General features: G+C 67.4%; 13 protein-coding genes and 4 pseudogenes. 8 read left to right on the top strand and 9 right to left on the bottom strand.

Annotated elements, in window-relative coordinates; translation table 11 throughout:
• Positions 1-327, bottom strand: a pseudogene (locus ACFYO0_RS09490) (hypothetical protein); the annotation flags it as partial.
• A 720-nt stretch (positions 328-1,047) separates the two neighbouring features.
• Positions 1,048-1,254: an IS3 family transposase gene (locus ACFYO0_RS09485; protein ID WP_388672950.1), complete on the bottom strand. Its 207-nt coding sequence runs from the start codon at positions 1,252-1,254 to the stop codon at positions 1,048-1,050.
• 199 nt (positions 1,255-1,453) lie between these two features.
• Between ACFYO0_RS09485 and ACFYO0_RS09480 the strand changes: the two genes are divergently transcribed.
• The 3 genes and pseudogenes from ACFYO0_RS09480 to ACFYO0_RS09470 all read left to right on the top strand — a co-directional run.
• Complete coding sequence (locus ACFYO0_RS09480; protein ID WP_388672948.1) at positions 1,454-1,999, top strand: winged helix-turn-helix domain-containing protein; 546 nt, start codon at positions 1,454-1,456, stop codon at positions 1,997-1,999.
• The gene (locus tag ACFYO0_RS09475; protein WP_388672946.1) at positions 1,924-2,559 is read left to right on the top strand and encodes a transposase; all 636 of its coding nucleotides are present in this window, start codon (positions 1,924-1,926) and stop codon (positions 2,557-2,559) included. The genes ACFYO0_RS09480 and ACFYO0_RS09475 overlap by 76 nt, the downstream gene beginning before the upstream one ends.
• A pseudogene (locus ACFYO0_RS09470) lies at positions 2,559-2,940 on the top strand (transposase); the annotation flags it as partial. The gene ACFYO0_RS09475 and the pseudogene ACFYO0_RS09470, both read left to right, overlap by 1 nt.
• 69 nt (positions 2,941-3,009) lie before the next feature.
• Here ACFYO0_RS09470 and ACFYO0_RS09465 read toward each other — a convergent pair.
• Positions 3,010-3,438: a VOC family protein gene (locus ACFYO0_RS09465; RefSeq protein WP_388672944.1), complete on the bottom strand. Its 429-nt coding sequence runs from the start codon at positions 3,436-3,438 to the stop codon at positions 3,010-3,012.
• A 59-nt stretch (positions 3,439-3,497) separates the two neighbouring features.
• Here ACFYO0_RS09465 and ACFYO0_RS09460 point away from each other — a divergent pair.
• Positions 3,498-3,788: pseudogene (locus ACFYO0_RS09460) on the top strand (zinc ribbon domain-containing protein); the annotation flags it as partial.
• Between the two features lie 353 nt (positions 3,789-4,141).
• On the opposite strand, the pseudogene ACFYO0_RS09455 reads toward ACFYO0_RS09460, so the two are convergent.
• A pseudogene (locus ACFYO0_RS09455) lies at positions 4,142-5,036 on the bottom strand (helix-turn-helix transcriptional regulator).
• A 138-nt stretch (positions 5,037-5,174) separates the two neighbouring features.
• Between ACFYO0_RS09455 and ACFYO0_RS09450 the strand changes: the two are divergent.
• Positions 5,175-5,954, top strand: coding sequence for an NAD(P)H-dependent oxidoreductase (locus ACFYO0_RS09450; protein ID WP_388672942.1), 780 nt, complete (start codon positions 5,175-5,177; stop codon positions 5,952-5,954).
• Here the strand turns inward: ACFYO0_RS09450 and ACFYO0_RS09445 are convergent.
• From ACFYO0_RS09445 to ACFYO0_RS09435, 3 genes are all read right to left on the bottom strand, one after another.
• The gene (locus tag ACFYO0_RS09445; RefSeq protein ID WP_388672940.1) at positions 5,951-6,085 is read right to left on the bottom strand and encodes a hypothetical protein; all 135 of its coding nucleotides are present in this window, start codon (positions 6,083-6,085) and stop codon (positions 5,951-5,953) included. The two genes, ACFYO0_RS09450 and ACFYO0_RS09445, sit on opposite strands and share 4 nt — an antisense overlap.
• A gap of 234 nt (positions 6,086-6,319) precedes the next feature.
• A complete protein-coding gene (locus ACFYO0_RS09440; protein WP_388672938.1) occupies positions 6,320-6,697 on the bottom strand; it encodes a VOC family protein in 378 nt (125 codons plus the stop codon).
• Between the two features lie 206 nt (positions 6,698-6,903).
• Positions 6,904-7,173, bottom strand: coding sequence for a hypothetical protein (locus ACFYO0_RS09435; protein WP_388672936.1), 270 nt, complete (start codon positions 7,171-7,173; stop codon positions 6,904-6,906).
• 220 nt (positions 7,174-7,393) lie between these two features.
• Between ACFYO0_RS09435 and ACFYO0_RS09430 the strand changes: the two genes are divergently transcribed.
• A complete protein-coding gene (locus tag ACFYO0_RS09430; protein WP_388672934.1) occupies positions 7,394-7,588 on the top strand; it encodes a hypothetical protein in 195 nt (64 codons plus the stop codon).
• The gene (locus tag ACFYO0_RS09425; RefSeq protein ID WP_388672932.1) at positions 7,558-7,755 is read left to right on the top strand and encodes a hypothetical protein; all 198 of its coding nucleotides are present in this window, start codon (positions 7,558-7,560) and stop codon (positions 7,753-7,755) included. Before ACFYO0_RS09430 ends, ACFYO0_RS09425 begins: the two co-directional genes overlap by 31 nt.
• Before the next feature lie 11 nt (positions 7,756-7,766).
• Here the strand turns inward: ACFYO0_RS09425 and ACFYO0_RS09420 are convergent, their stop codons facing one another.
• A complete protein-coding gene (locus ACFYO0_RS09420) occupies positions 7,767-8,180 on the bottom strand; it encodes a GNAT family N-acetyltransferase (RefSeq protein ID WP_388672930.1) in 414 nt (137 codons plus the stop codon).
• 41 nt (positions 8,181-8,221) lie between these two features.
• On the opposite strand from ACFYO0_RS09420, the gene add reads away from it, so the two are divergent.
• On the top strand, positions 8,222-9,262 hold the full coding sequence (gene add, locus ACFYO0_RS09415; protein ID WP_388672928.1) for an adenosine deaminase: 1,041 nt from the start codon (positions 8,222-8,224) through the stop codon (positions 9,260-9,262).
• A 728-nt stretch (positions 9,263-9,990) separates the two neighbouring features.
• Here the strand turns inward: add and ACFYO0_RS09410 are convergent.
• The gene (locus ACFYO0_RS09410) at positions 9,991-10,941 is read right to left on the bottom strand and encodes a LysR family transcriptional regulator (protein ID WP_388672926.1); all 951 of its coding nucleotides are present in this window, start codon (positions 10,939-10,941) and stop codon (positions 9,991-9,993) included.
• Positions 10,942-11,408 lie beyond the last annotated feature (467 nt).

Raw genomic sequence — 11,408 nt, 5'->3', positions numbered from 1 at the left:
GACGTTCTCGTCGCCATAGCCACCTTGATCAGTGGCGGGCGAGGACGGCTTTGTCGCCGGCGGTGCGGTGGAGGGCTGTGTCGACGGCGTATCGCCGTAACCTTCCGGCGTGTCCGAGTCGCCGCCATAGCCGCCGTCGTCCCCGAGCTCGCGGTCATCGCCAGAGGCGGAGCCGTGGGGAGCACCGTGCGATCCCTGCGTGCTCGCACGACTAGTGTTCACGGGAACCTCGGCGAGCGAATCCGCCAACGCCGGAATGCCATACAGGGGCACGATGCCCGTCGCGGCGACGGCCAGGACCAATCCCCTGCTCAGTTTCTGTCGCAATCTCGTCGTCTTCCTGCTCGTAGATAGGGCAAAAGCCGCCCGGAGTCGAAGGAACTGGTCCAGGACCGGACCGGGCCACAGCCCGTCGGCCGGTGCACTGACAACGGCTGATCGCTGCCGGACCGGCAGGTGCTGTGCGGGATCTGTACGTGTTGTACGCCGGGGATCGAGTGGGAACGCATGCCGCAGGAGTTGGGCCTCGGGTCGTGCATCACATGCCCGCGCCGGCTGCAGGGTTCCTCGTCAGCTCTTTCCCCTTCTCTTACGGTTCTGTCTCGTAATGGCTTCCCTTCTCCCATAGCCCGCCCTCCGCTTGATCTTCTGGCTGGTCCAGTGATGGGATCCGGTGAAGTGCCAGTACCGGCAGGACGTGCAGCGGTAGATACGGTTCGGGATTTTCTCCAGCAGTGGCTGCTCGACCAGCCAGAACCTCGCCTCGAATTCAGCACGGAACGCGCTTTACTGTCTCAGAGCATCGCGGCAAGATGATCATATCAGCCACGTTCCCTACGAGGCGCTATTAGAATCACATTTTCTCTTCACCAGAAGGGGGTAACCTGATAGTGCATCAGCAGGAATACCATCAAGCAGGTGACGCCCTTACGGATGAGTGATCGTCTGCTTTCATCCGCATGACGCCGGGCAGCGACTGACATGAATTGCGCTGATCGGGTGATGGTCCCGCACTTGGTCCGTGGCGCCCCCATTGGAGGAGCTGATTTAACGGGGTTTCAGGTTCGCTCGTTCGGCCGCTGCCTGCTCGGCGTGGTGCTTCTCCTCGGACTCGACAGGGCTGAGGAGGCCGAGCCGCTTCTCGATGCGCCGGCTGTTATAGAAGCCGTCGATGTACTCGAAGAGCGCGAGGTTGGTGGCCTCGGCGTGGGTGGCGAAGACGTGGCCGCGGACGCACTCGGTTTGGACCAGCATCCACAAATTCTCGGCGAGGGCGTTGACATTCACCGCGAATGCGCTCGTTCCCCGCGTTGACGATGGATGTGTGCGGTTGATCATCCGTTTCATCCCCGGTGCGGTGAGGCTTTCGAGTTCCTCGAGCGGCTTACTCAGGTTGAACTCGCGGAGCCTGGTAGCCCGTGACGGTTCTTGATCGTTGCGGTACGACGTCGTCATGCGGTACGCGCATGGGGGCGGGCTGACGCCCAAGCAGCAGGAAAGACGGGAGCGGTTGCGCCTTGAGGCGGCCGAGCGGTTCGCTCGCGGTGAGAGGACCGAGGCCGTTGCGAGGGAGCTTCGGGTGACCTCGCGGTCGGTGCGACGTTGGCGGCGGGAGTGGGAGCAAGGCGGCGTTGACGCCCTGCTCTCGAAGGGGCCGGCCTCGGTGGAACGTCTGAGCCGGTCCCAGTGGGAGCGGCTGGAGCGGGAGTTGAAGCGGGGCCCGCTCGCGCACGGCTGGGACGACGAGTTCCAGGGGTGGACGCTGAAGCGGGTCAAGCTGCTGATCGGGCGGATGTTCCACGTCGGGTACACGATCCAGGGCGTGTGGAAGCTGTTGCGGCGGCACGGCTGGTCCGCGCAGGTACCCCTGCGGCGGGCGATCGAACGCAACGACGAGGCGATCGAGGTGTGGAAGGCCGAGGTGTGGCCGCAGGTAAAAGGACCGCGGCGGACCTGGGCGCCCACATCTGCTTCGAGGACGAGGCAGGCCAGGGGCTGAGGCCGCCGAAGGGACACACCTGGGCACCGCGCGGAGCCCGGCCGGTGGTGCAGGTGCGCGGCCGCAACCGGGGACGGGTCAACATCGCCGGCGTGGTCTGCTACCGGGCCGGGCCCCGTTCCCGGTTCTTCTTCAAGCTGCACATCTGGCACGGACGCCGGGGCGGGCCGAAGGCGTTCTCCTGGCGCCAGTACCGCGATCTGATCGTCATGACCCATCTGCAGCTCGGCACCCCGGTGGTGTGGTGCAGGGACAACCTGAACGTGCACCTGGTCAAGGAGCTGGCCGACTTCGCCGAGGAGCACCAGGACTGGTTACAGATCTTCCAGCTGCCCTCCTCCGCTCCCGAGCTGAACCCGGCCGAGGGGATCTGGTCGCTCCTCAAGCGGCATCTGGCCGGCTTCGCCGCCGCCGACCTCCCACACCTCACCCGCGTCATCAAGCGGAAGCTCAAGAAGATCCAGTACCGGCCTCACCTGGTCGACGGCTGTCTACCACCCACTGGTCTGACCATGGACGACGACGCGATCAGATCATCGGACTCCGCGAGTTCAACCTGAGTAACCATCAGGTCGTCATCGACGTCGCCCCCCCGACTCATCGTCGTAGTCGGCCGGCCTCTGCCGGGCAACCGCAGCGACTGCAAGGCATGGGAGGAATTCGAGGCAAAGGCCGCAGTCGGCAACACCCTGACGATCGCCGACGGCGGCTATCCGGGCACCGAACTCGTGATGCCCCACCGCTGCCGCGCTGGCGAAGAACTATCCGACTGGAAGAAGGAACATAACCGCTCGCAGAAACACGTCCGTGCCCGCGTCGAGCACACCTTTGCCCGAATGAAGACCTGGAAGATCCTGCGGGACTGCCGCCTGAAGGGCAACGGCGTGCACCACGCCATGCTCGGCATCGCCCGGCTGCACAACCTCGCCCTCACGAGGTGACTCCCGCCCCATGCGAGATCAGAGAGGTCCAAGGGAAGCAACCTCCCACCTCGCCTGCTCGAAGGAGCCTCAGTCGATGCAGAACTCGTTGCCCTCGATGTCCAGCATCGGGATGCAGGCATCGTTGCCGTCGTACAACGTCTGCACGTGTACTGCGCCGAGCGGCTCCAGACGCGCGCGTTCAGCCTCAAGCGCGGCGAGACGCTCTTCACCCACGAGTCCGGTGCCGACCCGTACATCAAGATGCACCCGGTTCTTGACAGCCTTCCCCTCGGGGACACGCTGGAAGAACAGTCGCGGGCCCACCCCTGAGGGATCTATACAGGCGAACCATGAATCCCGCTGCTCAGGGGGCTGCGAACGCTTGAAATCGTCCCAAGTCGCAAACCCTTCCGGTGGCGGCGGTACGACGTACCCCAACACCTCGCACCAGAAGCGAGCGAGGCGCTCAGGTTCCGCGCAGTCAAAGGTGACTTGGAACTGCTTGATCGATGACATCGGCGCACCCTACCAAGGGACGCTGGTCCTCATTTTTCCAGGCGGACCTGCATGCTGTCGAAGCATGGGGCCGCACCGTGACACTGCTGACGTACAAGGCCGGCCGATACGGCGGCACCCTGGTCAAGGTTCCCGCTTCCGCGTGCGGCTTCATCACGCCCGGAAGCCGGGAGGACCAGGCCACGTTCGTATGCAAAAGCGCGGACTGCGGATGGTCGGGCAACGCCGACCACAACGCGGCCCGGAATATCTTGCACCTGTACCGGATCGGCCACACCGTGGTTATCCCGGCTGCTGGGAGAGCAGTCGTCAGGTGCACTCGTGGCGTCAAGCCCGCTGCTGCAAAGTAAGCGGGAATCTCCCTCCTGAGCTTGCGAAGGGGGAAGGGCACTTCAACGGATCGAATGCCTGGCCGAGGATGAATCCGCCCTCACAGCCGGCGAACACGTCAGCAGACCGGCGGCCGACGCCTACCGCAGCCGCGTTGCCGCCGCGAGCCGCGAGTTCACCGGCCGCGTTCTCACGAGCGAGCGGCAGGCCACGGACATGATCGGCAACCCGCTTCTGCAGATCCACCACGGCGACGGGTGGACCTGCGTTCTCAACCCCGCGACCGCCGCCTGCCAACTCAGAGGGGACGCGGACGACCCGATGGTAACGCCGGACACCGACGACTTCCCGGCGGTGGGTGGGCGTCGTTGAGTTACTCGCGGATCTGAGCGTTCACTGTGGGGTGCGCGTCAGGGTGTCCGAGCCCAGGCTCGCGAGCAGGTGCAGCCCGTCCTCGGCGGGGCTGCCGGGGGTCGCGGACAGCACCAGTAGCTCCATGCCTGATTCGTCCGGTAGTGCGAAGTTCTCCTGGTGCAGTTCCAGCAGTCCGACCAGCGGGTGCCGGTAAGCCTTGCGTCCGTGGGCGCGGGCGCGCACGTCCGCGCGGGCCCAGAGGCGGCGGAAGCGCTCACTGCCCATCGCCAGCTCGCCGATGAGCGAGGCGAGGCGGGGGTCGTCGGGGTACTTGCCGGCGGCCAGGCGCAGGTGCCCGACCACGTCGAGGGTGCATTTCTCCCAGTCCGCGTAAAAGCCGCGCTCGGCCTCCTCGAGGAAGATGTGCCGGGCGGTGTTGAGGCCTGGCATCGGCCGGCCGTAGAGGAGTCCGGCCAGGCGGTGTTGAGGCCTGGCATCGGCCGGCCGTAGAGGAGTCCGGCCAGGCGGTTTCCGGCGAGCACGTCCAGGCGGTGGTCCATGATCAGCGCGGGTGCGTCGGCGACCAGGTCTAGGGCGCGCAGCAGCTCTGGCCGGACCCGCCCGCCGGGCGCCTTGGCGCGGCGGCGGCGCTGCCGGGCGAGCCGGTAGAGGTGCCCGCTTTCGGTCTCGTCGAGGCCGAGGACGCGGGCGAGCGCGTCGAGGACCTGCTCGGAGGGCTGGGTCGCGCGGCCCTGCTCCAGGCGTACGTAGTAGTCGACGCTGACTCCGGACAGGTGCGCGACCTCTTCGCGGCGCAGCCCTTCGACCCGGCGGCGGCTGTCGGTGGGGATGCCGACGGCGGCCGGGTCGACCCGGGAACGCCGGGTCCGCAGGAAGCCCGCAAGATCGTCCATGCCCCCAGTATCGCCTCGGCGGCGCGCGTGAAGGTGGTCCTGCCGGTACCAGGAAGTCCCGTCCGACGGAAGAGGCGCCCCTGAACGCCAGGCGCCGCGGCGCCCAGAATCGAAGGCACCCGATCCGAAGGAGTCCCCATGAAGACGCTGATCGTCTACGCCCACCCGGAGCCGAAGTCGCTCAACAGCTCGCTGAAGGACCTCGCGGTGTCCACATTGGAGACCGCCGGGCACGAGGTACGGGTGAGCGATCTGTACGCGATGAACTGGAAGGCGGTCGTGGACGCCGCGGACTACGGCCCCGACGCCTCAAGTCCGCTGAAGGTCGCCCTGGATTCTGGTCGGGCCTTCGACGCCGGGACGCTCACCGGGGACGTCCTCGCCGAGCAGGAGAAGTTGCTGTGGGCCGACACGGTCATCTTCCAGTTCCCGCTGTGGTGGTACACAATGCCCGCGATCCTCAAAGGCTGGGTGGACCGGGTGTTCACCTATCACTTCGCGTACGGCGTCGGCGAGCACAGCGACACCAGGTACGGCGAGCGCTTCGGCGAAGGCACCCTCGCGGGCAGGAAGGCTCTGCTGTCGGTGACCGCCGGCGGCCCAGAGTCGCATTACGCCGCTCGCGGGATCAACGGCCCCATCGACGATCTGCTGTTCCCGATCCACCACGGCATCCTCTACTACCCAGGCGTCGAGGTGCTGCCGCCGTTCGTGCTGTACGGCACCGACCGGATGACCGGCGAGGACTACCCGGACGTCGCCAAGGCCTGGGAGCGGCGCCTGCTCACCCTGGATTCGACAGAGCCGATCGCGTTCCGGCGGCAGAACTTCGGTGACTACGAGGTCCCCTCGCTGCACCTGAAGGAGGGACTGGAGCCCGCGGGCCGCACGGGTTTCGGGCTGCACGTGCGCGGCTAACCGCCGGCGATGGACAGGACGAGCTGGGGCGCGAACCCAAGGAGCAGCCCGAGGGCCGTGGCGGCGGTGAGGGTGAGTGCCGCCGGCCCGGGGTGTGCGGGCGGGTTCCTCGGGCGCGCGATGGGCACCACGCGCGGGACGCCGATTGCTCCGCCCGTCTCCTCCGGCCCTGCCTCGCCGCTTACGGCACGTCCCGCGTCGGCTCGGTGGTGCGGGACGGGGCGCGGGTGCCGGTCAGCCTGGTGACGCCGATCCGGACGCCGGCCGTGAGCAGTCGGCGGCAGGCGCGGACTACGTCCGGGCCGATGCTGGAGACCGCCGCCCCGGCTCCATTCGGAGCCGGGGCGGTTTCTCATCGTGTGCGGTCAGGACCGGGGAGGGTTGCGGCACAGGCAGAACGGATGTCCGGCCGGGTCGATGTAGACCTGCCAGCCGTAGCCGGACTCGCCGACGAAGCTCTTTTGGAGGGTGGCGCCCAGCTTGATCACCCGGCGCTGCTCAGGCTCGAACTCGTCCACTTCGAAGTCGAGGTGAAACTGCTGCGGATGCTCCTGTCCCGGCCAGCCGGGCCGCTGGTAGTTCTCCACCCGCTGAAACGACAGCTCGACGCCGTCGTTGCGCAGGTTGACCCAGTCCTTCTGGCTGATGTCGGTGTTGATCTCCCAGCCCAGCAGCTCAGCGTAGAACTTGGCCAGCTTCCAGGGGTCGGGGCAGTCGAGAATGACATCGGTGAACGTCAGCATCCGATCATCATAAATCGCGGCGCTTGACGCCCGCGATGCATTAGTCGGTGCACCCCAGGGCTTAGTTCGGAGAAGTCGATATCCCGATCACCCGCCGCCGCGCGACGAGGCCGGCCGACGAGTACCGCGCCGTCACCCCGGAAGCATGGACGAATTCCTCAGCCACTTCGAACGCAGGAAACTCGCACTCGGGAATGTGGGCGGGCCTACGGAACGGATTGCCGCCACGAACACCCTTGCGTAAGCTGCCCTGTTCTCGTCTTGAACCCCATTGAACGACCCATCGCCCCGAAAAGATCCGGCACAACCTGAGCGATCGGATCGCCGAAGCCGAACACGAAGGCTGGTTCGGCGAAGCCGAAGGTCTCCGAGTCAGCCTCGCGGCTGCGGAGATCGCGCAACTCGATGCTCGGGCGGCGGGCAAGTCCCCTGTCTTCCTGGGGATTCCTGTAATCGACCAGATCTTCAGGCCGCACGAGCTGACGGTTCGTTTCGTCCGATCACCGCAATCAGCCCCACAGACTCGAGGCGGGTTACTGATCAGGGGGACCTACTTGGTCGGCTTACCGTGCCGAGCATCTGTGGGCGCTAATCGACCGGGGGAGCGCCAGCCTTCGATCGCCGTCGTGATCAAGACTGGGCAGTGCGATCTTCGTCATCCAGTTCGTGCGCGATGGCCGCGGCATCAAGGCCTTGATGGCCGCCGCAGAGCCGGCACCGCTTCAGCAGGGCGCGGGCAAGGTCTCGGGCCGGTGGGACGGCTACATGTACCTGCCCAGCGACCTGAACCCGCAGGACCTGCTCGACAGCAGGTACGGCGCCCCGTGCACCCTCGTCCTCGAGGGCTTCACCGATCCGACATGCTCGACTCGCTCGCCGGCTGGGGCATGAGGCCGCCGGTCGTGGTGGCCGACGCCGCCTACGGCACCGTTCCGGGGGACTGGCACCACCACGTCCCCCTCGTGACCGCCGCCCACGCCTTCCTCACCGAACAGCGCCTGCATGCGGGCTGGCCTGTGGTATGCCTTGCTTACGACCTGGGGAGCGATTACCGGTGACGGTTGGTGGGTCAGGGCCGCGAGACGTTGAGCGGCAGATCTCGGTGGAAGACGGCCATAGCCTGGCCGGGGCCGTTGTAGTCGTCGACGATCTTCGTATCGAAGCCGAGGCTGCGATGGAAGGCGATTGAGCCTGTGTTCTCGATTGACGTGATCGCCTTCAACTTCCGTGCACCGTGACGTTCCGCTGCTTCAGCGAACGCCGCGTACAGACGACGCCCGAGACCGGTGCCACGGGCGTCGTCCCGCGTGGCGATCAGATGCACGTACCCGGTGCCGTCTGGGGTGACGAACCCGAAGATGTACCCACGGATTCCGTCCTCGGCCCGGGCAACCAAGCACGTGGAACCGAACTCCTGCACCAGGGCCAGAAGGTGCAGCGACCGAAGGTCGCGTTCGCCCCAGCCACATGGGGATCGTCGCACTTCACATGCTCACCATCGGCATGGCCATAGAGTGATGCGCCATGCGAAGCCTGGCCGGTCTGCCGAAGGCCCATCTCCATTTGCATCTCGAGGGCGCGATGCGCCCTGCCACCCTCGCGGAACTGGCCGGTGAGCATGACGAACAACCGCCGGACCTGCGCGGCGACTTCGCGTCGTTCGAGGACTTCATGCCCTTGTACCGTGTCGCCGCGCGGCTGGTCCGCGAGGGCCCACGGGAGAACCTGCTGCGGCTGGTGCGGGAGGTAGTCGAGGACGCCGCCGCGGACGGAGCGGTATGGATCGAGCCACACGTGAACCCCCTGACTTATGAGGCCGATCCGCACGCCGCGCTCGACGTGTTGGACGCGGTGATCGACGAAGGCCGCCGAACAGCTGCCCGGCTGGGCATCGGCTTCGGCGTCGTGGTGTTCGCCCGGCGTAACGCCGATCCTTCCGAGGGCATCGAGACCGCCCGGCTCGCGGCCCGCCGGGCAGACAACGGGGTGGTCGCCTTCGGCCTTGCCGGGGACGAGGCCCGATATCCTCCGGAGCCGTTCGCCAGGGCCTTTGCCATCGCGCGGGACGCCGGGCTGATCTCCGCCCCGCACGCAGGCGAACTCGCCGGCCCGGCCAGCGTACGCGCCGCACTCGACGTCCTCAGCGCGCGACGCATCGCCCACGGCGTACGAGCGGTGGAGGACCCGGCACTCCTCACCCGCCTGGCTGCGGAAGGCGTAGTCCTCGACGTCTGCCCCACCTCAAACGTCGTCCTCGGAGTCGTGAAGTCCCTGTCCGCCCACCCCCTCCCACTGCTGCTGCAAGCCGGCATCCGCTGCACCCTCAACGCCGACGACCCCCTCCTGTTCGGCCCCGGCTTGCTGGAGGAGTACGAAACGGCACGCGCCGCCTTCGCCCTCAGCGACCACCAACTCGCCGCGATAGCCCGCACATCGATCGAGTCCTCCGGTGCCCCGTCCACCATCGTGGACCAAGCCATCACACTCATCCGCGACTGGCTGAACAACCCTGACCGTGCGAATACACCTGAGGGCCAAGAGGCGCTACGACTGACGCGCCCGTAAGCAGCCATCGGAACAAGCGGCCCGAGATTGCGCGACAACCTTTAGTGAGCTGGTCCGGACTATGTTCATTTCAGGTGCTTCCTTTTCCTCTGGCTCAGCCCCGCACCGCAGCTTGCCGACCTGGGGCGAATTCCGCGCCTCCTTTCGGTCTGGGCCGAACCCGGTGGTGGAGGCCCGACGATGCGGCCGTGTGGGGCGGGCGGCGGTCGGTGTCCGCTGCATTTGCCGGTGCTCGTCTTTCGGCCACATCCCGCCACATTGAGGCAAAGTCGCGTCCACGCTCGCCCGCCTGTCGCCGGAGCGGCTGGTCAGCAGCTACCGGGGAAGACCGCCACCCATGCGCCCGGTCTGCGGGCCCGCAGACGTCTTCGTGTACGCCGCCACCTGGCATGGTTCGCGCCGCGCCGACGGCGTCGGCCGCCCTGGACCCGGGCACAGCCATCTGGACGTGGGCGGCGGTGCGGGCATGGTCGTCTGGGCGGCCGACACGACCTGGCACGATCGGCGGGGGAGCGCCACCGGGAGGCCACCGTCGTGGACAGGGCTGGGCCTGCCTCCCTCGGGGATGCGAGCCGGCCGGGCATCCGGCTCGGTCGTGATACGGCAGCCCCCGTTCGCCCCTGTGAGCTCCTGGTCGTTCCTCAGCGTGCCAGTGCCGGGGGCAGTTGCGAGCACGCTTGCGTCCCAGGCCGAGAAGCTCTCTTGGCCGGGGAACGGGTCGGCCATGCTCAGCGGGACGGGCCGCGCTCCCAGCCGGGGGCGGCCATGGCGGCGGCCGCGGTCTCCCGCATGGCTTGTACGCCAGGGCGGTGGCGGTGCTGGGCCAGCCAGCCGAGGGCTGACACCGACGGGGACAGATCCACCACGTCGAGGTAGCGGACCCCCGGGCGGGGGAACAAGTCCCGGGCTGCCGCAGGCAGGAAGCACATTCCCTCGCCTCGGGCCACCGCGAGCAATAGCCCTTCCATGTCGGAGACGACGGGGCCGTAGCGCACGCGTGTGCCGTCCGGGCGCGGGTCCACCGCCCAGAAATCCCACCATTGCCGGGGCACCTCCGGGGGGACGTCCACGAAGGCGCGGTCGGTGAGGTCGGAGAGGGAGACTTCGGCCCGGTTCGCCAGGGGGTCGGTGGCCGGCAGGCAGGCGACGCGGGGTTCGGTGGCCAGTTCCAGCAGCTCGATGGTCGGCGGCACCGGCGGCCGGAGGAAGGCGACATCGATGTCGCCGGAGAGCAACTGCGCCAGGTGCTCGGTGAAGTTGAGAGTGCGGATCTCGACGGTGATGCGGGGGTGGTGGGCGTGGAGGTGCTCAAGGATCGCGTGGGTGTAGGGCATCGCCGCCTCCGCGCCGATCGTCCCGACCACCACATGCCCGGCGAGGGTACGAGCCCACTGGTCGGCGCGAACGCGCAGCTGGCCCATCGCCTCCACGGTGGCACGCGCCTCCACCGTCAGGGCACGGCCCGCATCTGTGAGGAACACCGTGCGACTGTCCCGCGAGAACAGGTCGACGCCCAGCCGCCTTTCCAGGTCCTGTATCTGACGGCTCAGCGCCGACTGGGTCATGTGCAGCCGCGCCGCCGCCCTGCCGAAGTGCAGCTCCTCGCTCAGCACCAGGAACAACCGCAGCTGATGGATGCTCGGCTCCGCTTGTCCCACCGAATCAGGCACAGCAGACATCCTCCACCTGCGGCCATAGTGACCACTGCATCGATCATGCGGATTTTCTCATCACTCGCCTCCCTGACAAACACGATCTCCCCGTATGACTCTGTGGGGGCCGCTCCGCCGACCGGGTTGACCACCGAGACGGGCAGAGTGGTCGCAGCTGTGGACCGAGGGGGGACGGAATGAAGACACGCCTGTTTTCTGGTGTGAACCGTGTGCTGCCCGCCGGCTTTCTTCCGGCCGACGGCGTTTGCGCCATCGTCGCGTCGGTGCCCTTGTTCCTGCCGGCCTTGCCGTCGGGCCATGATGACTGCGCCAAGGGCGACCCGGCGATAAGGCTGGTACGAACGCCGCCCAGCACCCGCGCACACCCGGCTCTTCACCAGCAAGGGCCCCTGGGCGGGCGGGACCGGAGACGACGTCCCGCCGGAGTGACGGCCGCTGCCGGACCGCACGGCCCGTAACTTCCGCTCTCGCGA

It is taken from the genome of Streptomyces sp. NPDC006365 (genome assembly GCF_042870755.1).
GTDB classification, from domain to species: Bacteria; Actinomycetota; Actinomycetes; order Streptomycetales; family Streptomycetaceae; genus Streptomyces; species Streptomyces xiangluensis.
Note: the sequence above shows the minus strand (reverse complement) of the source record. Positions and strands in the feature narration are given on the sequence as shown.

Excerpts from the sequence above, each read along its gene's own strand:
- ACFYO0_RS09485 (WP_388672950.1), bottom strand. The coding sequence starts at position 1,254 with ATGCTGGTCCAAACCGAGTGCGTCCGCGGCCACGTCTTCGCCACCCAC.
- ACFYO0_RS09480 (WP_388672948.1), top strand. The coding sequence starts at position 1,454 with ATGCGGTACGCGCATGGGGGCGGGCTGACGCCCAAGCAGCAGGAAAGA.
- ACFYO0_RS09465 (WP_388672944.1), bottom strand. The coding sequence starts at position 3,438 with ATGTCATCGATCAAGCAGTTCCAAGTCACCTTTGACTGCGCGGAACCT.
- ACFYO0_RS09450 (WP_388672942.1), top strand. The coding sequence starts at position 5,175 with ATGAAGACGCTGATCGTCTACGCCCACCCGGAGCCGAAGTCGCTCAAC.
- ACFYO0_RS09440 (WP_388672938.1), bottom strand. The coding sequence starts at position 6,697 with ATGCTGACGTTCACCGATGTCATTCTCGACTGCCCCGACCCCTGGAAG.
- ACFYO0_RS09430 (WP_388672934.1), top strand. The coding sequence starts at position 7,394 with ATGGCCGCCGCAGAGCCGGCACCGCTTCAGCAGGGCGCGGGCAAGGTC.
- ACFYO0_RS09425 (WP_388672932.1), top strand. The coding sequence starts at position 7,558 with ATGCTCGACTCGCTCGCCGGCTGGGGCATGAGGCCGCCGGTCGTGGTG.
- add (WP_388672928.1), top strand. The coding sequence starts at position 8,222 with ATGCGAAGCCTGGCCGGTCTGCCGAAGGCCCATCTCCATTTGCATCTC.
- ACFYO0_RS09410 (WP_388672926.1), bottom strand. The coding sequence starts at position 10,941 with ATGTCTGCTGTGCCTGATTCGGTGGGACAAGCGGAGCCGAGCATCCAT.